Genomic DNA, 23,343 nt, shown 5'->3' with positions numbered 1-23,343 from the left:
CGGCTTCGGAAGGAGCAGCGCGGGCACACCCAGCCGAACGACGGCGCGCCGTGGAGGCGACGGCTCTGGTGTGCCGTCCGCCGCTCCTACGGCGTCGGCATCCCCACGCAGGCGACGCGCGTCGCGACGAGTGGCGGGGACGATGTCGTGCGGAACGTCCGCTTCGGGATGCATCGTGGGGTACCTCTGCAGCTGAATGAGATTCAACGAGGGGACGCAGGGAGGTATTTAGAGACTAGCGACTCAGCATGAATGCGGGGCGCAGGCCAGCATGAGGGTTCTCTCACGCTCATGAGAGCACGTTCACGCTGGATAGGCTGGCGGAGTGATCGAGACTCTCGTGGGTTCCTCACTCGCCGCTGCGGCGGGGCTGAACGCGTGGATCCCCCTCCTGGTGCTGGGCCTGCTGTCGCGGTTCACCGATCTCGTGCCCTTGCCTGCAACGTGGCAGTGGCTGTCATCCGATCTCGCGCTGTGGATCATCGGCGCGCTCCTGGTCGTGGAGGTGGTCGCGGACAAGATCCCTGCGCTGGACACGGTGAACGACATCGTCCACACAGCCATCCGTCCTGCCGCCGGTGGCATCGTCTTCGGCGCCGGGGCCAGCGCCGAGGTGCTGTCACTCGACGACGGCTCCTCGTGGGGCGCGATCGACTGGGGGCCGGTCATCACCGGTGTGGTCATCGCCCTGGTGGTTCACGGGATCAAGGCCACTGCGCGCCCGGTGGCGAACATCGCAACCGGCGGAGTCGCTGCGCCCGTCCTCAGCACGATCGAGGACGGGGTGTCGGCCGTGGTGTCCGTCCTGGCGATCCTGCTGCCGGTCCTCGCCATCCTCCTGGTCGTGGCGCTGGTCGTCGCGGGGGTGATGATGATCCGGCGCGGCCGGCGGCGACGGCGCGAGCTGCGAGCTGCTCAGGCCGGCTGAGTCAGCCGAGCCCAGAGCGCGTCGACCTGCGCACGGGTGTGATCGAGCGAACCGCTGGTGTCGATCACCACGTCCGCGAGAGCGCGGCGCTCATCGTCTCCGACCTGGGATCCAATGCGCCGCAGGGCGTCCTCCCGGGACATCCCGCGAAGGGACACGAGACGATCCGCCCGCACGTCAGCGGGAGCATCGGCCACGACGACCAGATCCCACTCTCCCGTGCCGCGCGCCTCGGCGAGCAGAGGCACGTCGTAGACGATCACGGCGTTCGGATCGTCGGCGCGTGCCTGCGCGAATCGCCGCTGCGACTCACGCTTCACCGCCGGATGCACGATCGCGTTGAGTTTCGCGAGCCGGTCTGGACGGCCGAAGACCGCCCGTCCGAGCCGCGCACGGTCGAGAACGCCATCGACCACCATGTCGGTCCCGAAGGCGTCGGCGATCTCGTCGAGAAGCGGCTGATGCGGGGCTTGGAGCTCGTGCACGATCGCGTCGGCATCGATGACGATCGCACCGTGAGATGCGAGGCGAGCCGCGACGGTGGACTTCCCGGACGCGATTCCGCCGGTGAGTGCGATCAGGGGCATGGGTCCATCCTGCCACCGCCCCGTGTGCACATACGGCAACGGGGCCGGGACCCGAAGGTCCCGACCCCGTTGTGTGAGGGCTGGATCAGGCGTTGCCCGCGAGCTTCTCGCGCAGAGCCGCGAGAGCCTCGTCGTCGGCCAGCGTGCCGGACGAGTTGGAGTCGCTCGTGAAGGACGAGGACGCGTCGAACGAGTCGTTCTGCGCCTCGGCCTCGGCAGCCTTGAGGACCTGAGCCTTGTGCTGCTCCCAGCGAGCCTGGGCAGCAGCGTACTCCTGCTCCCACTTCTCGCGCTGGGCGTCGAAGCCTTCCTTCCAGGCACCGGTCTCGGCGTCGAAGCCCTCCGGGTACTGGTACTCGCCGTTCTCGTCGTACTCCGCGACCATGCCGTAGAGGGCCGGGTCGAACTCGGTGCCGTACGGGTCGACCGACTCGTTGGCCTGCTTCAGCGACAGCGAGATACGACGACGGTCCAGGTCGATGTCGATGACCTTGACGAAGACCTCTTCGCCGACCGAGACGACCTGCTCCGCGAGCTCGACGTGCTTGCCGGAGAGCTCGGAGATGTGGACGAGGCCCTCGATGCCGTCTGCGACGCGAACGAACGCACCGAACGGAACGAGCTTGGTGACCTTACCCGGGGTGACCTGGCCGATGGCGTGGGTACGGGCGAAGACCTGCCACGGGTCCTCCTGCGTCGCCTTCAGCGACAGGGAGACGCGCTCACGATCGAGGTCGACCTCGAGGATCTCGACGGTGACCTCCTGGCCAACCTCGACGACCTCGGAAGCGTGCTCGATGTGCTTCCACGACAGCTCGGAGACGTGGACGAGACCGTCGACGCCGCCCAGGTCCACGAACGCACCGAAGTTGACGATCGAGGACACGACACCCTTGCGAACCTGACCCTTGTGCAGGTTGTTGAGGAAGTGCGTGCGGGTCTCGGACTGCGTCTGCTCCAGCAGAGCGCGGCGCGAGAGCACGACGTTGTTGCGGTTCTTGTCCAGCTCGAGGATCTTCGCCTCGATCTCCTGGCCCAGGTACGGGGTCAGGTCGCGGACGCGACGCAGCTCGATGAGCGAAGCCGGGAGGAAGCCGCGCAGGCCGATGTCGACGATGAGGCCGCCCTTGACGACCTCGATGACCGAACCTGTGACGACGCCGTCGTTCTCCTTGATCTTCTCCACGTCGCCCCACGCGCGCTCGTACTGCGCACGCTTCTTCGACAGGATGAGGCGGCCTTCCTTGTCCTCCTTCTGAAGAACGAGGGCTTCGACCTGGTCGCCGACGCTGACGACCTCGTTGGGGTCGACGTCGTGCTTGATGGAAAGCTCACGCGAGGGGATGACACCCTCGGTCTTGTAGCCGACGTCGAGCAGGACCTCGTCGCGGTCGATCTTGACGATCGTGCCCTCGATGATGTCGCCGTCGTTGAAGAACTTGAGCGTCTTCTCGACCGCGGCCAGGAAGTCCTCCGCAGATCCGATGTCGTTGATCGCGACCTGCTTGGTGGCCGGGGCGCTTGCGTTAGTCATGTAGTGGGTTGTCCTTGTGTGGATGTTTCTCGGGCCGCACGACGTCGATGACGTGCGAGCACGTCTCAGCCGCGAGGCGATTGGATGATTGTGTTGCTGATCACGGCGCGGCGAAACCGCCACAAATCCGTGACAGTCAACACTATCAGAAGGACGTAGCCCGCGCGCGTCGTGGCTCGCTCAGCGCGAACCCGCTTTCTCCGCACACGGCACGCAGCGCAGCGCGAACGGCAGAACGTCCAGGCGGCCGTGGGGGATCTCGCGGCCGCAGTCGATGCAGATGCCGTAGCGCCCCTCGGCAAGACGGGCTTGCGCGGCGGCGATCTCCCGGACCTCGTGTTCGGCCGCGTCGCGCTGCGCGACCAGCCGCGCCCACTCCTCCGACAACGGCACGCCCTCGGGGTCGTGCTCATCATCGCCGCCGGCACTGTCTCGAAGTCCGCCGAGGTGCGCGAGCACCTCGGCCACGCCGGCGGCCCGTTCCTCCGCTGCAATGCGCCGCTGCGCGAGAAGGTCGCCGGCGCGGGCCGGGTCATTCGGCTGCTGCACCATGTTCGTACCGTACCGCGCTCCACCGCAGCGTGGCCGTGCATCGACGGGCCCCGAACAGGGCATGATGGCCTCGTGACCCGCACGATGCTCCTTGACACCGCCTCGCTCTACTTCCGCGCGTTCTACGGTGTCCCCGACACCGTACGCGCTGCAGACGGCAGCCCGGCCAACGCGGTGCGGGGCCTGCTGGACATCATCACCAAGCTCGTGACCACCTACCGGCCCGATGGGATCGTCGCCTGCTGGGACGACGACTGGCGTCCACAGTGGCGGGTGGACCTCATCCCCACGTACAAGGCGCACCGGGTGATCGCTGAACGCACCGGTGAGCCGGATGTCGAGGAGACGCCGGACGACCTCACCGCGCAGATTCCGGCCATCCGCGCGATGCTGGATTCGCTGGGCATCCCGATCGTGGGTGCCGCCGGGTACGAGGCCGATGACATCATCGGCACCCTGGCCACACGCTCCTCCGGCGCCGTGGACATCGTCACGGGCGATCGTGATCTGTTCCAGCTCGTGGACGACGCGCGCGGCGTCCGTGTCATCTACACCGCACGCGGCATGAGCAACCTCGAAGTCGTGACCGACGAGACCATCGTCGCGAAGTACGGCATCCGCCCCGATCAGTACGCCGATTTCGCCACCATGCGCGGCGATGCCTCCGACGGTCTCCCCGGCGTCGCCGGGGTCGGCGAGAAGACGGCCGCAGCACTCCTTCAGCAGCATGGCTCGCTGGCGGGCATCCTGACCGCGGCGGAGAGCGGCACCGGCATGAGCGCCGGAGTGCAGAAGAAGATCCTCGCGGCGGCCGTCTACCTGGAAGTCGCCCCCACGGTCGTGGCTGTCGCCCGGGCCGTGGACATCGACGTCGTTGCGGGCTCCGTCGGTGCGCTGGGCGACGATCGGGCCGCCGCCGCGCGCGAACTCGCCGAGAAGCACGGCTACGCATCCGCCCTGGAGCGATACCTGGCGGCGATCAGCGCCTGATCATCCGCGCCGTGCCGTGAGGGCGGCGCCGATCAGCATGATCGCGTAGGCCACAGTCACGCCGACGAGCGACCACAGCGGCAGTGTCCAGCCTCCCGAGAGGTCGTAGAGCAGGCCCGTCAGGGGTGCACCGAGCGAGCTGATCACGTAGCCGACACCCTGCACCAGCGCGCTCATGCCAGCAGCCTCGGCGTCGGAGCGCGAGATCTGCACCATCATGGCGAAGATCGCCACGAAGCCGCCCGCCTGCGCGACGGCACCGACGCACATCCAGAGCAGCATGAGCTCGGGAGCGACGGCGAGCCCGAGCGTCGTGGTGACCCAGGTCGCACCGACCACGATCACCGGAACCAGCGGCGGCGTGTACCGGGCCAGCACCGGAACGAGGAAGGCGCCGATGATGGCCACGCCCTGGAACACCGAGGACATCGCGCCGGCGGCATTCGCGTCCAGCCCCAGCCGATCGGCGCCGATCGTCGGCAGCCACGTCGTCAGCGCGTAATAGGCCGCCGACTGACATCCGAAGGCGAGCATCAGCAGCACGGTGATCGGTCGCAGCACCCGCTGCCTCGATCCGGCACCGACGACGGGGGTGGGGCCTGTGATGGTCGCGACAGCATCACGTTCGGGAAGGGCGTCAGCCGCGGAGGGCACGATCGCGCGCCGGCGGGCCATGTGTGCACTCCACAGCAGGATCCCGATCACCGTCAGACCGCTCCAGGCCATGAGCGCCCACTGCCATCCGATCGCCGACGCCAGCGGCGCCGTCGCCAGGGAGGTGATCAGGGATCCGACGTTGAGCATCGCCGTGTAGGCGGCCGTCATCGTCGCCACGCGCGCCGGCGGGGCCTCGCGACGGATGATCACGGGGGCCACCACGTTGCCGATCGTGATCGAGCCGCCGATGATGATCATTCCGACCAGCATCCAGCCGAACCCGGGCAGACCGCGCACGAACGTGCCGATCAGCACGCCAACGAGCGTCGTCATCAGGGCGAACTCGGCACCACGACGGCGGATCACGAGTGCCGCGACCGGAGTCATCAGCGCGAACATCAGCACGGGTGCCGTGGTCAGCAGACCGGCCGTCCCCGCGTCGATGCCGAAATCGGCCGTGATGCGTGACATCACGGGAGTCGGTGCCACGATGGGCGACCGCATCGAGAGAGCAGCCACCATCACGCCCGCCAGTGCGAGCCAGGGAAGTGATCGGCGCACCGCTGAAGAGGACATCACTTCAGTCTAGGCGCGAGCCGCTTCGCCTCAGGCCCGCGCCAGCCACGCGCCAGCCTCGCCTGCAGGCGAGCGATCGGCCACGCCGCGGCTTCTGTCTCATCGCGAGCCGCTTCGCCTCAGTCGCGAGCGAGCCACGCCTCCAGGCGAGCGAGCGGCCAGGTGGTGACAATGCGCTGGGCGGGCACCGCGCAGGCCTCAGCGCGCGCCGCACCATGGTCCAGGAGCGAGACCTGACCCGGCGCGTGCGCGTCCGAATCGATGGCGAACAGGCACCCCTCCTCCAGGGCGACGGCGATGAGGTCGTCCGGCGGGTCGGCACGCTCCGGTCGGGAGTTGATCTCGACCGCGACACCGTGTTGGGCACACGCCGCGAACACGGCGCGGGCGTCCAGCTCGGAGGGCGGGCGCGTCCCCCGTTCACCGGTCACGAGACGACCCGTCACATGGCCGAGGACGTGCATGCGTCCCGAGCCGATCGCGCGCACCATCCGCCTGGTCATCTCTTCACGCGAGCTGCGCAGCTTCGAGTGCACCGAGCCGACGACGACGTCGAGGCGCGCGAGCATCTCGTCCGTCTGGTCCAAGGTGCCGTCCTCGAGGATGTCGACCTCGATCCCGCGAAGCACCCGGATGGGCGTCTGCATCCGCTCGATCACGTCGAGCTGGGCGGCCAGGCGCTCCGCGGTCAGCCCGCGCGCGACGCGCAGCCGTGGCGAGTGATCCGTGATCGCCTGATACTCGTGCCCCAGGGACGCGGCGGCGTCGATCATGGCCTCGATGCCCGCCGTTCCATCCGACCAATCGGTGTGAGCGTGCAGATCGCCACGCAATTGGGTGCGCAGCGTGCTCTCCGTCACGGCGTATCGTGCACGGAGCTCGGCGAGATAGTCCGGGACCCGACCCTCAAGCGACTGCAGGATCACCGTACGGCTCGTGTCCCCCACGCCCGGAATGTGTGCGGTGCGCAACCGGTCACCCAGTTCCGCCCCCGACAGTCCGTCGATGGCCGCTGCCGCCGAGCGGAACGCCTTCGACCGGTACTTCGAGGCGCGCTCCCGCTCCAGCAGGGTCGCGATCTCGGTCAGGGCGTCAACGGGTTCCATCGCCTGCTCCGCAGCGCCATCAGGCGGTCGCGAGCTCCCGTGTCACGTCGATCCACGAAGCAAGCTGCGCCTGCGCGGCACCGCTGTCGATGGCGGCGCGCGCGTCGTCCGCAGCCTCCGCCAGACGCTCGAGCATCGGCCGCTGGACCTGGGTCGCATCATGCGAGAGACGGTGCGCGACCATGCCGGCCGCAGCGTTCAGCACAACGATGTCCCGGACAGGGCCTGACGTTCCGGCGAGCACCGAGCGAACGACGCCGGCGTTGTGCTGCGGATCGCCGCCTCGCAGATCCGACAGCTGCGCGAAGGGGATGCCCAGGTCCCGCGGGTCGATGTCGTGCTCGTGGATGTCGCCGCGCGTGACCTCCCAGACACGACTGTGGCCGGTGGTGGTCATCTCATCCAGTCCGTCATCGCCCCGGAATACGAGCGCGGTGGCCCCCCGGGTCCGGAAGACTCCGGTGATCAGCGGGACGCGGTCGAGCTGCGCGACGCCGACCGCATTCGCCTCGGCGCGGGCCGGGTTGCACAACGGCCCGAGGATGTTGAAAACCGTCGGCACACCGAGCTGGCTGCGGGTCGCTCCGGCATGACGGAAGCCGGGGTGGAAGGCGGCCGCCCAGGCGAAGGTGAGCCCGGTGCGGGCCAGCACCTCCGCGACGCCGTCGGGCGAGAGCGAGAGATCCACGCCCAGTGCGGTCACCACATCCGAAGCGCCGGAAGAGGAACTCGCGGCTTTGTTGCCGTGCTTCACGACCGGAACACCAGCGGCCGCACAGACGATGGACGCCATCGTGGACACGTTCACCGTGCTGTGGCGGTCTCCCCCGGTGCCGACGATGTCGAGGACGTCGACCGGCACGGGCAGCGGCAGAGCGGCCTCGAGGATGGCGTCCCGGAAGCCCACGATCTCGTCGACGGTCTCGCCCTTGGCTCGCAATGCGACCAGGAATCCGGCGAGCTGGGCATCGCTCACCTCGCCCGCCATCACCTGCCGCATCGCCCACGTCGACTCCCACACGCTGAGGTCACGACGCTCCAGGAGAGCGGTCAGGAGGTCAGGCCAGGTGAGCGATTCGGTCATGTGCCGATCCTATAAGCGAGCGACACGCCGACAGTGCGTCGGCATCTTGGACGGCTTCCACGCAGGCGCTCGGCTGGTCCGCCCCTGATGCACTGCTGGTTCCCAGGGTCCGCGCACGCCCGCCTGAGTGTCGACCCCTGGCCCGAAAGGCGTCAACTGCGAAAACCCTGACAGAAAATCAGCAATAATGGGACTTGTGACGAGCACAGTGACGCATGCCCCCGTGGCGCGAACCATCAAGCGACCCGACCCCGTCTCCGTTGGCACCATCGTGTGGCTCGGTTCGGAGGTCATGTTCTTCGCAGGCCTTTTCGCGATCTACTTCACCCTGAGGAGCACCTCGGGCGATCTGTGGGGTAGCCGCACCGAGATGCTGAACGTGCCCTACGCGTTCGTGAACACCGCCATCCTGGTGCTGTCCTCGGTGACCTGCCAGATGGGCGTGTTCGCCGCCGAGCGTATGCAGCCGTACTCCACCAAGAAGCGCGGCATCCTCGGCTGGGGAATGGTCGAGTGGTTCTGGCTCACCTTCGTGCTCGGGGCCATCTTCGTCACCGGCCAGGTGTGGGAGTACGCCACGCTCGTCGCCGAGGGCATGCCCATCCAGGCCGACTCCTATGCGTCCGCCTTCTACCTCACCACCGGCTTCCACGCCCTCCACGTCACGGGTGGCCTGATCGCGTTCCTCCTCGTCATCGGACGCGCCTACGCCGTGAAGAACTTCCGCCACAAGGAGGCGACCACCGCAATCGTGGTCTCGTACTACTGGCACTTCGTCGATGTCGTGTGGATTGCACTGTTCATCGTCATCTACTTCCTCAAGTAAGAACCGGAGCTGATACCGACATGGCACGAGAGAAGAAGACTCGCGCGAAGGGTCGTCGTTCCCGCCTCGCCGCGGTGGCGATGATCGGCCTGGGCCTCATCGTCACGGGCGGCGTCTACGCCGGAGCATCCGCGGCCGTCGCCGCGACGACCGACACCAGCGCAGCGAGCACGCTGACCATCGAGGACGGCCAGAAGCTGTTCCAGGCCAACTGCGCCACCTGCCACGGCATGAACCTCGAAGGCAGCGAGAGCGGCCCGTCGCTCGTCGGCGTCGGCGAGCTGTCGGTCGAGTTCCAGGTCTCCACCGGTCGCATGCCCCTGCAGTTCCAGGGTCCGCAGGCGCCGCAGAAGCCGGTGCAGTTCACCGAGGACCAGATCAAGGCGATGGCCGCCTGGGTGCAGTCCGTCGCCCCGGGTGCTACGTACCCGGCCGACCACGTTCTCGACGGCGAAGGCGATGTCGCGCGCGGTGCGGAGTTGTTCCGCATCAACTGCGCCATGTGCCACAACGTCGCCGCCGCAGGTGGTGCACTCACGGAGGGCAAGTTCGCCCCGCCGCTGACGTCCACCAGCGCCCTTCACATCTACGCCGCCATGGTGACCGGTCCGCAGAACATGCCGGTGTTCAACAACATGACGCTCACCGATGAGGACAAGCGCGACATCATCTCCTCGCTGCTGTACACGCAGCAGGAGGTCTCCCCGGGAGGCGCGACGCTCGGTTCGCTCGGCCCCGTCTCCGAGGGTCTGTTCATCTGGATCTTCGGTATCGGCGCGCTCGTCGCCATCACCGTGTGGATCACGGCGAAGTCCAACTGACCCGGTCCGCAGAAGAAGTCACGTACGAGGAGCACAATGGCACACGAGGACGACTCGAAGGCGCTGGAGCACCAGCCCTCAGCGGGTCTCGCCGTCGAGGTCTCTGACCCTGCCCGCAACCCCGGACTCCCCCCACACCGGGAGCGGATGACGGACAAGGACCCGAAGGCCGAGAAGGCCGCGGAGCGCACGGTCTACACCCTGTTCTACCTTTCTCTCGCCGGCAGCATCTGGGCGGTCGCCGCTTACATGCTGTTCCCGATCGAGAGCGGGCGCCTCATCGATGTGCGCCACAACAACCTCTACATCGGTCTCGGCATCGCGCTCGCGCTGCTGGCGATCGGCATCGGCGCCATCCACTGGTCGAAGGCGCTCATGTCCGACCGGGAGTTCATCGAGGAGCGCCACAGCACCCGTGGCAAGGAGAGCACCCGCGAAGCTGCTGTCCAGGCGTTCGCGGCTGCCAACGAGGAGAGCGGCTTCGGCCGTCGCACGATGATCCGCAACTCGCTCATCGCGGCGGTGGCGGCCTCCATCATCCCCGGCATCACGCTGTTCCGCGGCCTGGCACCGCACTCCAGCGAGGAAGACCCCATCAAGGGCGACCCGGTGAAGCTTCTGCAGCACACCATGTGGAAGGAAGGCGAGTACCTCGCCAGTGACCCCGAGGGCATCCGCATCCGTGCGGCCGACCTCACCCTCGGCTCGGCCGTGCACGTGATCCCGGAGTCGCTCGCGAGCGTCTCCCACCACGACGGCTACCTCGAGGAGAAGGCCAAGGCCATCGTGCTCCTGGTGCGTCTGCACCCCGAGCAGCTCATCGAGACCGAGGAGCGCAAGGACTGGTCGTACAAGGGCATCGTGGCCTACTCCAAGGTCTGCACCCACGTCGGCTGCCCCGTCGCCCTGTACGAGCAGCAGACCCACCACCTGCTGTGCCCGTGCCACCAGTCGCAGTTCGACATCACCGAGCACGCCAAGGTCATCTTCGGCCCGGCGGCTCGTCCGCTGCCGCAGCTGCCCATCACCGTTGACGACGAGGGATACCTGATCGCGCGCAGCGACTTCACGGAGCCCGTCGGCCCGAGCTTCTGGGAGCGTCATTGAGCACCGCAAGCGAGCCTTTCGAGCAGAAGGCCAACGCCAACAAGCCTCTCGGCGGCAAGTTCGTCGGCGGCGTCGCGAACTACCTCGACGAGCGCACGAGCCTCTCCGGCTTCGTGAAGGAGCTCGGTCGTAAGATCTTCCCCGACCACTGGTCGTTCATGCTGGGTGAGATCGCGCTGTGGAGCTTCGTGGTCGTGTTCCTCTCCGGAACCTTCCTCACGTTCTTCTTCCAGGCCTCGATGGTCGAGACGCACTACTCGGGCGCTTATCTCCCGATGAACGGCGTCGAGATGTCCGCGGCCATGGACTCCACGCTGCGCCTGTCGTTCGACATCCGCGGCGGTCTGCTGGTTCGCCAGATCCACCACTGGGCGGCGCTCGTCTTCGTGGCAGGCATCGGCGTGCACATGCTCCGCGTGTTCTTCACCGGCGCGTTCCGCAAGCCGCGCGAGCTGAACTGGGTGATCGGCTTCGTGCTGTTCATCCTCGCGATGGCCGAGGGTTTCACCGGCTACTCGCTGCCGGACGACCTGCTCTCCGGTAACGGTCTGCGCATCATCGACGGCATGGTCAAGGGCATCCCGCTGATCGGCACGTGGACCTCGTTCCTCCTCTTCGGCGGCGAGTTCCCCGGCGACCAGATCGTCGGCCGCCTCTACACGCTGCACATCCTCCTGCTGCCGATGCTCGTCATCGCGATGGTGGGTCTGCACCTCGTGCTGATGATCATCAACAAGCACACGCAGTTCGCCGGCCCCGGCCGCACGAACAACAACGTCGTGGGCTTCCCGATGATGCCGGTCTACATGTCGAAGATGGGTGGTTTCTTCTTCATCGTGTTCGGTGTGATCGTGCTGGTGGCCTCGCTCTTCCAGATCAACCCGATCTGGAACTATGGCCCGTACGACCCGTCCCCCGTCTCCGCCGGTACTCAGCCCGACTGGTACATCGGTTTCGCCGACGGCATGCTGCGTCTCATCCCGCCGCACCTCGAGACGATCATCGGCAACTACTCGTTCACGTGGTACATCATCATCCCGATCGTGATCCTCGGCGGATTCATCGTGCTGGTCGCGCTGTACCCGTTCATCGAGGCCTGGGTCACCGGTGACAAGCGCGAGCACCACATCGCTCAGCGTCCGCGTCACGCGCCGACCCGTACGGCGATCGGTGCGGCCGGTGTCACGTTCTACGCGGTCATGTGGGCGGCGGCGTCGTCCGACCTCATCGCGACGCACTTCCACCTCACGATGGAGGGTGTGATCCACTTCCTGCAGGTCTCGCTCATCCTGGGCCCGATCCTGGCGTACTTCATCACGAAGCGCATCGCGATCGCCCTGCAGAAGAAGGACCGCGAGATCGCGCTGCACGGTTACGAGTCGGGTCGCATCGTGCGACTTCCCGGAGGCGAGTTCATCGAGGTCCACAAGCCGGTCGACGCCTACGAGCGCGTCAAGCTCGTGGACTACGAGACCTACGCTCCTCTCGTGGTTCGCCCGAACGCTCAGGGTCGCATCCCGTGGACGCAGAACCTCCGCGCGTCGCTGTCCCGCTGGTTCTTCGAGGACCGTCTCGCTCCGGTCACGCAGTCCGAGATCGAGGCCGCTGAGGCTCACGCAGCCCACGGCGTCGAAGGATCGCACGGCGACGAGCACGCCGCGATCGGCGCTGACGAAGACCACAAGTAAGCAGTAAGCATGAAGGGCCCCGACTTCGGTCGGGGCCCTTCACCGTTTCCGGATGCAGGCACTCGCTCCCCCCGCTCTCTCGCGGCCGCAGGAGCTGCACCGCGCGGCTCGCCTCCGCGCCCTCCGCCGCTTTCGGACGTCGCCCTCCGCCGCGTTCGAACGTCGCCCTTCTCCGTTTCCGGACGTCGCCCTTCTCCGTTTCCGAACGTCGCCCTCCGCCGCGTTCGAACGTCGCCCTTCTCCGTTTCCGAACGTCAGCATGCGCACCCCCGCTCGCTCGCGACGGCCACCGAACTGCACCGCGCGGATCGCGTCGCGGTACGGCGGATGGAAGATCAAACAACGCAGCTCGCGGAGTTTCTGCGCTGCGTTCTCTCTCGTGCGCGCGAACGGCCCGCGCCGGGATGTTGGGGGCCGACAGGAGAGCACGCAAAAGGGGCGGCGGAACGAGTCCGCCGCCCCGTGAACGGAGCGCGTCAGTTGAGGTCGAAGGAGACCAGGCCGGGGTTGTGGGCCGTGGCCACCTGAAGGGCACGGACCAGCTCGGCCCACTGCGGCATCGGCTGCACGTCGGGCTTCGCGGTCGCTGCGCCGTACGAGTACTTCTTGCGCACGCCGGTGGGACCCACCAGCTGCAGCCTGCGCTGCTGGTAGGTCTCCGGAGTCAGCCAGATGCGGCTGAGGCCCGAGTACGGGTACACGGTGCCATCGATGGTGATGCCCCCCGCGCTCACCTCGGTCACCTTGGGGTACTTGCGCCCCTCGGTCACGGTACCGAGCCAGACCAGCACGCACACCACGGCCACGAACCAGGCGATGAACGCCCCCATCAGCAGTCCGAAGTCATCGGGCGACTGCAGGCCGATGTACGTCAATCCCGCCGCGATCACCGCCACCACGGCGGCCACGATGAGCGCGATCCGGCCGCGCTTGCGCATGGGAGCGAGGTTCACCTCGAAGGTGCGCGGGAGGCCGGCTGCGGCCATGCCCTGCGCCGCAGCGAACTGCTGCGGCAGCGGCGCTGCGGCCGCATCGACCACCGGCTGCCCCGCGGCGGCCATCGCCTGGGCCTCGGCCTGCGCCATGGCGGCGCGGCTCTCCGCGGTCAGTAGCGCGTACATCTCGTTGAAGGCGTTGCGGCTCATGGCGTTGAACGTGACCTTCGTCTCGCCACCGGGATAGTGGGCGATAAGCGATCGCTCGGTGTTGGTGGGGATGCCGTTGGTGCTGTGCTTGACGATGTGCGTCGAGAACCCGGTGACCGAACGATCCCAGGTGTGCAGCACCTTGCCCGGTCGGCGCACCTCCACCGTCGTCGGGGTGACGACGACGCGCATATTCGTCCAGACCAGGGCGGAGCCCAGCATGAGGAATGCCACTACGGCGACCAGGACCCCGGCGACCGTGAACCGCAGGGCGTGCGTCATCGTGTTCGGGAGGAACTTCGGGATGAACAGGAAGGCAAGGACGGCGAGGATCGCGATCACGAAGATCGCGGAGATGATCTTTCGCGTCTGGGACTGCCGGAACACGCGTTCCGTCGGAGCCCCGCCGGTCGGGTATGAATGCATGAGTAGATGGTACTGACACACCCGTTCGTCGCCGGAATTGCGCGAGAATGAGACCATGGTGTCTTCATCTCCCGCCGTGGTGCTCCCCCGCGCGCAGTGGCGGGAGCTGCAGGAGGCCCACGTGTCCCGCGCGGATCAGCTCACTGCGGCGCATCGAGAGCGCGCGGCGCGTCGCGAGAAGCATCCAGTGTGGGACTTCCTCTTCACGTATTACTCGTACAAGCCGTCCGTGATGCGACGCTGGCATCCGGGCGCCGGTGCCATCCTGGAGGATGCGGCCGATTCCCCTCACGCCTCCTGGCGCTGGTATGCACCCACCCGTAATGGCCACGACCTCGGCGTCGACGTGGAATCATTCTGGCGCGATCGTGGCGAGAGCGCCCAGCAGGTGCTGGACCTTCTGTCAGCGACCTCGACACGACCGGCGCGATTCGGATGCTTCGGCATGCACGAATGGGCCATGGTGTACCGCCAGCGCGAGCACCGCCACGACGTTCCGCTACGGCTCGGTCAGACGGGTACCGACGCCGTGGTGGAGGCACACGAACTGCGATGCACCCACTTCGACGCGTTCCGCTTCTTCACGCCGGAAGCCGAGCCCCGCAACGAGCAGCTCCTGACGCGAGCCTCCCAGCCCCTCACCGAGCAGCCCGGATGCCTGCACGCGGGCATGGACCTCTACAAGTGGGCTCTGAAGCTCGGACCGCTGGTGCCGGGTCCCATCCTGCTGGACAGCTTCGAGCTCGCTCGCGATATCCGCGAGCTCGACATGCGCGCCTCCCCCTATGATCTCGCCGCGTGGGGGTTCCCCGCCGTCCCGGTCGAGACCCCCGAGGGCAAGGCGGATTACGTCCGCCAGCAGCGAGCATTCGCCGAGCGTGGCCAGCGTCTCCGCGATGCTCTCATCGCCGCGGTCCTCGCCTCGCGCCAGGCAGCCAGTGCCGGTGACGCCTCGCTCGTTCGCCGTTAGCCACCGCGGCGAGGCATCCGCGCGTCGAAGAACGTCAGTGCCTCCCACGAGCTGACGTTGCGCACCGGGCTGGACGAGGTGCGATGGGCTGCGATGAAGCTCCCCAGCGGGTTCGCATCCGACGATGCGGGATAGCCGGGGATGGCGATGGGCCGCATGGGGATCCCCCGACGGATGACGTACTCGCGGTAGACGAGCGTAGCCGCCAGTTCGGTCAGGCTCATCCCGTTGGCCGGCTCCGTGGTTCCCGCGCAGAAGCCGGCGGGCCACCCGTACCGCGATTGGTTCTGGGCCACTTGCACCGTGTAGAGCACGCCCGTGATGATGCGCTCCTGCTCCTCCCCGTACAGGTCGGTTCCCTGCAGGGAGGCGGTCTGTGCCGCGTTGACGATTGCCGCGAGCCCCATCGATGCGTGCCCGAAGTCCCGGCAGGACTCCTGATTCTGGCCATGCTGCACGGCCAGATTCGGGTCGGTCTTGGGACGTGTCTGGCACGCACTCGGCTTGTCCGCGAGCCAACGGCAGCTGAGCATCGGACGTGAATCGAAACGTCCGTCTCCGCCGACCGGGGTGATCGGCTGCGGGCCGTCCGAGCCGAGATGGATGTAGGCGCGGGTCGCCTCGCGCCACATCGCGACCGCCTGGTCGTAGAGCGCGCGATCGTCGAGGAAGACGGCGGCGTTCATGAGACCGTCCGCGGCCGACAGCTTCCAGTTGCCGTTGTTGCGGCCGTAGTCGAACGTCGTCAGCGTCGGCACCACACTCGCGCGCAGCATCGAGCTGAAGCCCTCGACGTCGAAGGCCGGCTGGCCCTTCCCCGGCGTGTACGTGTAGCGGATCAACTCGGCGCCGCGGATCATCTGCTCCGCCATCCAGGCGGTGAGCAGCGGCCCGTTGGAGCCCTCGCTGCCGCGATAGTGCGAGGCGTACCCGTTGAGGATGGCGATGGCGCGATGAGCGTAGACGCTCTTTCCGGTGTAGGAGTACATCAGCGACAGTCCGTAGACGGCGCGTCCGTCCGACTGCTGGAGGGAGCAACCGACGTCCGGCACGTTGAAGGAGCCGCAGTAAGACACACAGCCCCCGGGGTGTGCCGCGCTGCAGGGCGGCGCATCCGGCCCTGCGGCACCGGCGGGCGCGAACCCGGTGAAGTCCGGGGCGTCGCGGCCGAGATACGGAGATGCGCGCAGATCGTGGAACAGGGCAGTCCAGGGCGAATCCCCCGCCAGGATGTGGGCCCGCGTCGAAGCGAGTCCGGGGAGATCCACGAGCACGCCAGGGTGCGTGAAGCCCGCAGCCGACGTGAAGGGACGAAGGCCGTCGAGCCGGGCGATGGCGGCCGGAGTCGACGGCGAGGCGGGCGTCGGGCTGCTCAGAGAAGCTGCCGTGCTCGGCGTCGGGCTGGTCGTGGACGGCTGAGCCGTGCCGGTTCGCGTCGGCGTGCTCGACGAGGACGGGTCGGATGCGATGGCAGCACCGGCCTGGCCGTTGCCGATCATCGTGGCCCCGATGATGACGAGCACGAGGATGATCGCGGTCGCGATGGCGAGGGGTGCCGCCGACGTCTGGGAAGTCGATGCCGAGGACCGGTGTGTCATATGGCCTCCGAGGGGAACCCCGTCAGCCTAGGCATACGCGAGTGGAACTCACCTGGTGCCACCCCGTGCATCCCCTGACACCGTCAGTCGTTTCCGCGACGACACCGGCTGTTTCCTCACACCCACTATGATCCTGGCACCGCAGTGCCCCTGCGGCTTCGACAGAGTGAGGAACAGATGGCATCCACGGACAAGGCACGTCGCGCGACGACGGCGGCGGATTCTGCACTGGCGGCCGCGAAGAAGGCCGTAACGCTCTCGAAGTCGCTTCCGGACAAGCAAGCCCGGAAGCTGGCACCGCTCATCAAGGACGCGAAGAAGGCGGGCTCTGTCACCAAGAAGCAGCTGGAGGACAAGCCCCGTCGCATCGAGCGCACGGCAACGGATGCGATCCTCGCCCTCGCGGACGCCACTGCCAAGATCGAACGCCGCCTCGCGGAGAAGGCGGACGCGAAGAAGTCCGACGCGAAGAAGGCGGACGCGAAGAAGGCGGACGCGAAGAAGGCGGACGCGAAGAAGACCGACGCGAAGAAGACCGACGCGAAGAAGACCGACGCGAATAAGACCGACGCGAAGAAGACCGACGCGAAGAAGACCGACGCGAAGAAGACCGACGCCAAGAAGACCAGCGCCAAGACCGACGCCAAGAAGGCGCGGAAGCGGAAGTCCTCCCCCGTGCCGGCGGTGCAGGTGATCGAACCGGCGGCACCGGCACCCGCCGCAACCGAGCCCGTGACGGAATCTCGTCCCCTCCCCGACGTCAGGGCCAGCAACGGCGCCACGATCCTGCACAGCATGACGGTCGCGTCTCTGCGCGTGCGGGCGAAGGCAGAGGGACGCACAGGCTACAGCCGGCTGTCGAAGGCCGAGCTGATCGCTCTCTTCGTCTGACATGCAGGACTACCTCGACCGCGCAGCGGACGCCGCCCCCGCACGAACCCTGCTGGATGTGCTCCAGGCATCCGCTGCCGCATCCCCCGATGCCTCGGCCATCGACGACGGCGAGGCCGCCCTCAGCTATGCGGAGCTCCTCGCCCAGGTGTGGCGTACCGCGCAGCGGCTGCACGATGCCGGCGTGCGCCGTGGCGACCGGGTGGGCATCCGCCTGCCGTCGGGCGAGCGCTGGCTGTACATCGCGATCCTGGGCACCATCGCCGCGGGTGCCGCGTATGTGCCGGTCGACGTGGACGATCCGGACGAACGCGCCACCTTGGTGTTCACCGAGGCGGATGTCCGCGGGGTGATCGTCGCCGGCGGAACCTTCGTCACCGCACAGGGCGATCCGCTCACGCCGGAGTCGCTCTTCTCGGGAGACGACCCCCATCCGACCACGCGCGCGCTGCCGATCCTGGATCGGCCGCGACTGGACGACGATGCGTGGGTCATCTTCACCTCCGGCTCCACCGGCGTCCCCAAGGGCGTCGCCGTGTCGCATCGCTCCGCTGCCGCCTTCGTCGACGCTGAGCGTCGTCTCTTCCTGCAGTCCGCGCCAATCGGTGACGGTGATCGCGTGCTGGCAGGGCTCTCGGTCGCATTCGATGCGTCCTGCGAGGAGATGTGGCTCGCCTGGGGGCACGGCGCCTGTCTCGTTCCCGCTCCTCGCGCCCTGGTGCGCGCGGGATCGGACCTCGGTCCGTGGCTTCTCGGACACGGCATCACGGTGGTCTCGACCGTGCCCACCCTCGCCGCCCTCTGGCCGCAGGACGCCCTGGAGAACGTCCGCCTGCTGATCTTCGGTGGCGAGGCGTGCCCTCCCGAGCTGGCGGCGCGCCTGGTCGGCCCCGACCGGGAAGTCTGGAACACGTACGGCCCCACCGAAGCGACGGTGGTCGCCTGCGCGTCCCTGATGGACGGTTCGGTTCCCATCCGCATCGGTCTCCCCCTCGACGGCTGGGCCCTTGCCGTGGTGGACGCCGACGGTCATCGGGTCGCCGATGGCGAGTCGGGCGAGCTCATCATCGGCGGTGTCGGACTGGCGCGCTACCTGGATCCCGTCAAGGACGCCGAGAAGTACGCGCCGATGCCCTCGCTGGGCTGGGAGCGAGCGTACCGATCCGGCGACCTGGTGCGTGCCGAACCCGCCGGCCTGGTCTTCCTCGGTCGCGCCGACGATCAGGTCAAGGTGGGCGGGCGCCGAATCGAGCTCGGTGAGGTTGAAGCAGCGCTGCAGAATCTCCCCGACGTGTCTGCCGCAGCGGTCGCCGTCCGTCGTACGGACGCCGGGGTCCCGCTCCTGGTCGGCTATGTCGTGCCCGCAGCGGGCTTCGACCGGCAGCAGGCACGTGCACGGCTCGCCGATACCCTCCCGACGCCGCTGATCCCGCTCCTGGCGGTGATGAGCGACCTCCCGGTGCGCACCTCGGGAAAAGTCGACAAGGCAGCCCTCCCCTGGCCGCTCGACGACGGCGCGGATGAGGCGGCTTCCGGCTTCGCCGGGACCGCCGCGTGGCTTGCCGAACAGTGGTTCGGCGTCCTCGGGCAACGGCCAGCCGACGAGGACGCGGACTTCTTCGCCCTGGGCGGCGGTTCGCTCGCCGCGGCCCAGCTGGTGTCCCGCATCCGGCAGCGCGCCGCCGAGTTCACCATGGCCGACGTCTACGATCTGCCGCGTCTGGGCCGAATGGCGGCGGCGATCGAGGCCGACGAGGAAGCTCCCACGGCTGAGTCCTTCTCCCCGGCCGCACCGACTCCGCTCACGATGCGGATCGTACAGACCATCGCGGGCGGGCCATTGTTCGTTCTGAGCGGCATCAAGTGGGTGCTCTGGCTGCTCACGGCCTCGTGGCTGCTGCGACTCGTCCCGGGGTTCGGCTTCCTCCCTGCGGTACCCGGCTGGGTGCTCCTCACCGGGCTCCTCCTGTTCGCGACGCCGTTCGGGAGGATGGCTATCGCCGCGATCGCGGCCCGGCTCCTGCTCGCGGGCGTCCGTGGCGGCGACCACCCGCGTGGGGGCGGGGTGCACATTCGCCTCTGGCTGGCCGAGCAAATCGCGCAGCAGATCGATCCCGTCGGCTCCGCGGGTGCGCCCTGGGTAACCTACTACGCTCGCGCACTGGGCGCGAAGATCGGCCGCGACGTCGATCTGCACACTCTGCCGCCTGTCACCGGCATGCTCCAGGTGGGCGCAGGGGCTGCCATCGAGCCCGAAGTGGACCTCGCCGGCTACTGGATCGACGGCGACACTGTGCGTATCGGGGAGATCCGCATCGGGGCCGGCGCGACCATCGGGGCCCGGAGCACTCTCGCCCCCGGCACGCGCATCGGGCGCGGTGCGGAGGTGGCTCCCGGCTCTGCCGTCTTTGGTCGTGTCAGGGCGGGCCAGCGCTGGGCCGGGTCACCCGCCGTTCGCATCGGCGGGAAGTCCCGCCCTCTCGCCGCCGAGCGCCCACCCGTACGCCGCCGCTGGTTGTGGGCCTACGCCGCATCCTCGGTCGCGCTCGGCCTCCTCCCCCTGGTCTCGTTCGGTGTGGGCGGGCTCGTGCTCGCCGCGGGCACCCGCGGGGCTGACGACATCGCGGGGGCGGTTCCTGGCCTCCTCATCTGGCTCGTACCGGCAGTGCTGTCCGTCGGAATCACCTTCGCGCTGCTCGTCCTCGGCGGAGTACGGCTGCTGGCGGTCGGTCTCACCCCGGGTGTGCATCCCGTACGCAGCAGAGTGGCCTGGCAGGCGTGGAGTACCGAACGCCTGCTCGATGCCAGCCGGACCATCCTGTTTCCCCTCTACTCCAGCCTCGCCACACCGATCTGGCTGCGGGCGCTGGGCGCCACCGTGGGCCGGGATGTCGAGGCCTCCACCGTGCTGCTGCTCCCCTCGCTCACCACGATCGACGACGGTGCGTTCCTCGCCGACGACACCATGGTGGCCACCTATGAGCTCCGGGGCGGGTGGATGAGGCTGGCGCCGGCGCGCATCGGCAAGCGAGCGTTCCTCGGCAACTCCGGTATGGCGGGCGCGGGCCACAAGGTGCCGAAAGACGCTTTGGTCGCGGTGCTGTCGGTCGCTCCCGACAAGGCGAAAGCGGGATCATCCTGGCTCGGCTCGCCGCCGGTGCGACTGAGGCGCGTCGTCAACACGGCAGAGCTCGAACGCACCTACCGACCGCGTCCCGCGCTCCGCTGGGCACGAGCCGCATGGGAGCTGTGCCGCATTCTTCCCGTTGTCGTCTCGTGCGCCCTCGGACTCGCTGTTCTCGTCGTCCTGGCCTGGATCATCGAGAACAGCGCACTATGGGTCGCCGTCGTCGCCTCGGGCCCCGTACTGCTCGCCGCCGGTGCCCTGGCCGCCGTCATCACCACGGCGGCCAAGTGGCTGATCGTCGGTCCGATCCGTCCGGGAGAGCATCCCCTGTGGTCCAGCTTCGTCTGGCGCACCGAGGTGTCGGACACGTTCACCGAGATACTCGCTGCACCGTGGTTCGCCAACGCGGCAGCCGGAACCCCTGCCCTCGCAATCTGGCTGCGATCGCTGGGCGCCAAGATCGGCCGCGGTGTCTGGACCGACAGCTACTGGCTCCCCGAGCCCGACCTCGTGCGTCTTGAGGACGGCGCCGTGGTGAATCGCGGTTGTGTGGTTCAGACCCATCTGTTCCATGATCGAGTGATGAGCCTCGACACCGTCACATTGCAAGAGGGCGCCACGCTCGGCCCGCACAGCGTGGTCCTGCCCGCGGCGACGCTCGGAGAACACGCCACCGTCGGTCCGGCTTCCCTCGTGATGCGCGGGGAGACGGTCCCCGTCGGCAGCCGCTGGAGCGGCAATCCCATCGGTCCGTGGCGAGCGGTTCGCGTGCGGTCCTACCAGGACGCCGACGCGTGAGCGCGGACGACTACACACCGCACTCGGGAGATGCGGCCCTGGAGGTCTCGTCCTACGACCTCGACCTGGACTACAAGCCGTCCACGAACCGGCTGACCGGCACGGCCGTCATCCGCGGGAGCTTCCGGCAGGTCACCCGCACGATGAGTCTCGACCTCGTGGGACTCGCCGTGTCCAAGGTGAAAGTGGCCGGCGATGCCCGAGCGACGTTCACGCAGTCCGATCGCAAAGTGAAGATCTCGCTGAGCACGGAGTGTGAGCGCGGCGAGCAGTTCGAGATCACGATCTCGTACGGCGGGTCGCCACGGCCGCGCCGCACACGCTGGGGAGCACTCGGTTGGGAAGAGCTAGAGGACGGCGTCCTGGTGGCTTCGCAACCCACCGGTGCGGCCACCTGGTTCCCGTGCAACGACGTTCCCCGCGACAAGGCGCGGCACACCCTCGTGCTGACCACCGATCCGCTGTACACCGTCGCCACGGGAGCCCCCGCCACGCGGCGGCAGGCCAAGGGCCGGTCGGTGTGGACTTTCACGCCGGCCGCACCGATGGCGACCTACCTGTCCACCGTTCAGATCGGTCGCTATGCCCGCACCGACGTCCGTCTGGGGAGTACCACGGGAACCATCCTGTATCCCCCGCTTCTCCAAGAACGGGTATCCCGCGACTTCGCCGATCTCGATGCGATGATGCGCACCTACGAGACGCTGTTCGGCCCGTATCCGTTCGAGCGCTACACCGTCGTGGTGACCCCTGATGACCTGGAGATCCCGCTGGAAGCTCAGGCCATGGGCATCTTCGGTGCCAATCACATCGATGGGAACGGCGGACTGGAACGGCTCATCGCGCATGAGCTGGCCCACCAGTGGTTCGGCAACAGCGTGGGTCTCGCGCAGTGGCGCGATATCTGGCTCAATGAGGGGTTCGCCTGCTACGCCGAGTGGATCTGGTCGGAGGCCTCGGCGGGACCGACGGCACACCGCAAGGCGCTGGCCCACTACGCGCGGATGCTGACCGAGAGTCAGGACCTCGTCGTCTCCGATCCCGGGCCGGATGCCATGTTCGACGACCGTGTCTACAAGCGGGGCGCGCTCGCCCTCCATGCGGTCCGTGTGGCAGTGGGTGACGACGCCTTCTTCGCGATCCTCCGCGCGTGGACTCGTCGTTTCGCTCATGCCACAGCGACCACGCCGGACTTCATCGCACTCGCCGAGAGAGTGTCCGGGGTCGCCCTCGCGGAGCTCCTGCACCCCTGGCTCGACCGTCCCGAACTCCCGCCGATGCCTGATGCGTGGAGCCGTGACGAGCCCGCACCCCTGACGGAGGCGATCCTCCTGCCTCGTGGCATCTCGCAGCCCGACGGCCGGGAGCAGCCCCGACAGGGCGCGACCGCTCCCGATCAGCGGTAACGGTACGCGATCGCGGCCTGGAACGGCCCGGGCACGGGAAGCACCGTGCTGGACCAGGGCGGCGCGCCAGGGAAGCTCACGTGATCCCCGCTCACGACCGCCGTGGCAGGATCGAGCATCGACGCCCGCCCGTCAGCCTTCATGGCAGCCTCCAGCCGGGTCCAGTCCCGGAGGCAGACGCCGGAAATGGCTTCGGTCTCAGCAAGCCCCGCCTCGATGTCGATGCCGAGACCGTCGATCGCATCCCCGGGCGCGGCGGCGACGGCAACCGCGCCGGGAGCGTAGGACAGCGAGAGCACGACATCTCTCCGCGGCACCACCGGTCGCCCGTGGTCGGTCGCGCCACAGTTCGGGCAGAGCCGGCGCACCGCAGCCTCAGCACCCGTGAGTTCTCGGACGAGATCCGTCAGCAGCAGGGAGCCGGCATCCCGTGCGATCGGACTGCGACGAGCGCCATCGTGTTTCCGGACCGCCACGGTGATCGGCCCGACGCTCCAGCGATGCTCCACCGGATCAGCCTATGTCG

The 23,343-nt window shown here is 68.0% G+C and carries 19 protein-coding genes; 10 read left to right on the top strand and 9 right to left on the bottom strand.

Annotation, left to right across the window (positions count from 1 at the left end; all coding sequences use genetic code 11):
• Window positions 1-325: 325 nt before the first annotated feature.
• On the top strand, window positions 326-928 hold the full coding sequence (locus LQ566_RS02665; protein ID WP_231090009.1) for a DUF4126 domain-containing protein: 603 nt from the start codon (window positions 326-328) through the stop codon (window positions 926-928).
• Here LQ566_RS02665 and coaE read toward each other — a convergent pair.
• The 3 genes from coaE to LQ566_RS02650 form a co-directional block, all read right to left on the bottom strand.
• Window positions 916-1,515: a dephospho-CoA kinase gene (gene coaE / locus LQ566_RS02660; RefSeq protein WP_231090008.1), complete on the bottom strand. Its 600-nt coding sequence runs from the start codon at window positions 1,513-1,515 to the stop codon at window positions 916-918. The two genes, LQ566_RS02665 and coaE, sit on opposite strands and share 13 nt — an antisense overlap.
• 85 nt (window positions 1,516-1,600) lie before the next feature.
• On the bottom strand, window positions 1,601-3,049 hold the full coding sequence (rpsA, locus tag LQ566_RS02655; protein ID WP_231090007.1) for a 30S ribosomal protein S1: 1,449 nt from the start codon (window positions 3,047-3,049) through the stop codon (window positions 1,601-1,603).
• A gap of 180 nt (window positions 3,050-3,229) precedes the next feature.
• Window positions 3,230-3,601, bottom strand: a complete 372-nt coding sequence (locus LQ566_RS02650; protein WP_231090006.1) for a TraR/DksA family transcriptional regulator — start codon at window positions 3,599-3,601, stop codon at window positions 3,230-3,232.
• Window positions 3,602-3,685: 84 nt separating this feature from the next.
• On the opposite strand from LQ566_RS02650, the gene LQ566_RS02645 reads away from it, so the two are divergent.
• Window positions 3,686-4,591 (top strand): 5'-3' exonuclease, encoded by a 906-nt coding sequence (locus LQ566_RS02645; RefSeq protein ID WP_231091357.1) that lies wholly within the window; start codon window positions 3,686-3,688, stop codon window positions 4,589-4,591.
• On the opposite strand, the gene LQ566_RS02640 is transcribed toward LQ566_RS02645, so the two are convergent.
• From LQ566_RS02640 to trpD, 3 genes are all read right to left on the bottom strand, one after another.
• Window positions 4,592-5,824, bottom strand: a complete 1,233-nt coding sequence (locus LQ566_RS02640; protein WP_231090005.1) for an MFS transporter — start codon at window positions 5,822-5,824, stop codon at window positions 4,592-4,594.
• Between the two features lie 119 nt (window positions 5,825-5,943).
• Window positions 5,944-6,930, bottom strand: a complete 987-nt coding sequence (locus LQ566_RS02635) for a PHP domain-containing protein (protein WP_231090004.1) — start codon at window positions 6,928-6,930, stop codon at window positions 5,944-5,946.
• Between the two features lie 19 nt (window positions 6,931-6,949).
• Complete coding sequence (trpD, locus tag LQ566_RS02630; protein ID WP_231090003.1) at window positions 6,950-8,014, bottom strand: anthranilate phosphoribosyltransferase; 1,065 nt, start codon at window positions 8,012-8,014, stop codon at window positions 6,950-6,952.
• A gap of 187 nt (window positions 8,015-8,201) precedes the next feature.
• Between trpD and ctaE the strand changes: the two genes are divergently transcribed.
• Genes ctaE through qcrB form a run of 4 tightly spaced genes read left to right on the top strand, consistent with a single transcriptional unit; the run spans window position 8,202 to window position 12,456 of the window.
• Complete coding sequence (gene ctaE / locus LQ566_RS02625; protein ID WP_231090002.1) at window positions 8,202-8,840, top strand: aa3-type cytochrome oxidase subunit III; 639 nt, start codon at window positions 8,202-8,204, stop codon at window positions 8,838-8,840.
• A gap of 20 nt (window positions 8,841-8,860) precedes the next feature.
• On the top strand, window positions 8,861-9,661 hold the full coding sequence (gene qcrC / locus LQ566_RS02620; RefSeq protein WP_231090001.1) for a cytochrome bc1 complex diheme cytochrome c subunit: 801 nt from the start codon (window positions 8,861-8,863) through the stop codon (window positions 9,659-9,661).
• A gap of 36 nt (window positions 9,662-9,697) precedes the next feature.
• Window positions 9,698-10,768, top strand: a complete 1,071-nt coding sequence (gene qcrA, locus LQ566_RS02615; RefSeq protein ID WP_231090000.1) for a cytochrome bc1 complex Rieske iron-sulfur subunit — start codon at window positions 9,698-9,700, stop codon at window positions 10,766-10,768.
• Window positions 10,765-12,456 carry a cytochrome bc1 complex cytochrome b subunit gene (gene qcrB / locus LQ566_RS02610; RefSeq protein WP_231089999.1) on the top strand — a complete coding sequence of 564 codons (1,692 nt, stop codon included), beginning with the start codon at window positions 10,765-10,767 and terminating at the stop codon, window positions 12,454-12,456. The genes qcrA and qcrB overlap by 4 nt, the downstream gene beginning before the upstream one ends.
• A gap of 476 nt (window positions 12,457-12,932) precedes the next feature.
• Here the strand turns inward: qcrB and LQ566_RS02605 are convergent, their stop codons facing one another.
• Window positions 12,933-14,027 (bottom strand): hypothetical protein, encoded by a 1,095-nt coding sequence (locus tag LQ566_RS02605; RefSeq protein ID WP_231089998.1) that lies wholly within the window; start codon window positions 14,025-14,027, stop codon window positions 12,933-12,935.
• 55 nt (window positions 14,028-14,082) lie between these two features.
• On the opposite strand from LQ566_RS02605, the gene LQ566_RS02600 reads away from it, so the two are divergent.
• A complete protein-coding gene (locus LQ566_RS02600; RefSeq protein WP_231089997.1) occupies window positions 14,083-14,997 on the top strand; it encodes a 3-methyladenine DNA glycosylase in 915 nt (304 codons plus the stop codon).
• Here LQ566_RS02600 and LQ566_RS02595 read toward each other — a convergent pair.
• Entirely contained in the window at window positions 14,994-16,595 is a 1,602-nt protein-coding gene (locus LQ566_RS02595) for an alginate lyase family protein (protein ID WP_231089996.1), read from the bottom strand. The two genes, LQ566_RS02600 and LQ566_RS02595, sit on opposite strands and share 4 nt — an antisense overlap.
• 177 nt (window positions 16,596-16,772) lie before the next feature.
• On the opposite strand from LQ566_RS02595, the gene LQ566_RS02590 reads away from it, so the two are divergent.
• Genes LQ566_RS02590 through LQ566_RS02580 form a run of 3 tightly spaced genes read left to right on the top strand, consistent with a single transcriptional unit; the run spans window position 16,773 to window position 22,817 of the window.
• Window positions 16,773-17,486: a hypothetical protein gene (locus LQ566_RS02590; protein WP_231089995.1), complete on the top strand. Its 714-nt coding sequence runs from the start codon at window positions 16,773-16,775 to the stop codon at window positions 17,484-17,486.
• Window position 17,487: 1 nt separating this feature from the next.
• Window positions 17,488-21,411: a Pls/PosA family non-ribosomal peptide synthetase gene (locus LQ566_RS02585; RefSeq protein ID WP_231089994.1), complete on the top strand. Its 3,924-nt coding sequence runs from the start codon at window positions 17,488-17,490 to the stop codon at window positions 21,409-21,411.
• Window positions 21,408-22,817: a M1 family metallopeptidase gene (locus LQ566_RS02580; RefSeq protein WP_231089993.1), complete on the top strand. Its 1,410-nt coding sequence runs from the start codon at window positions 21,408-21,410 to the stop codon at window positions 22,815-22,817. Before LQ566_RS02585 ends, LQ566_RS02580 begins: the two co-directional genes overlap by 4 nt.
• On the opposite strand, the gene LQ566_RS02575 is transcribed toward LQ566_RS02580, so the two are convergent.
• Window positions 22,808-23,326: a hypothetical protein gene (locus LQ566_RS02575; RefSeq protein ID WP_231089992.1), complete on the bottom strand. Its 519-nt coding sequence runs from the start codon at window positions 23,324-23,326 to the stop codon at window positions 22,808-22,810. The two genes, LQ566_RS02580 and LQ566_RS02575, sit on opposite strands and share 10 nt — an antisense overlap.
• Between the last annotated feature and the right edge of the window lie 17 nt (window positions 23,327-23,343).

The organism is Microbacterium nymphoidis (assembly GCF_021044885.1).
GTDB classification, from domain to species: Bacteria; Actinomycetota; Actinomycetes; order Actinomycetales; family Microbacteriaceae; genus Microbacterium; species Microbacterium nymphoidis.
The sequence above is the reverse complement of the archived record's forward strand: the minus strand, read 5'-3'. Positions and strand labels throughout refer to the sequence as shown.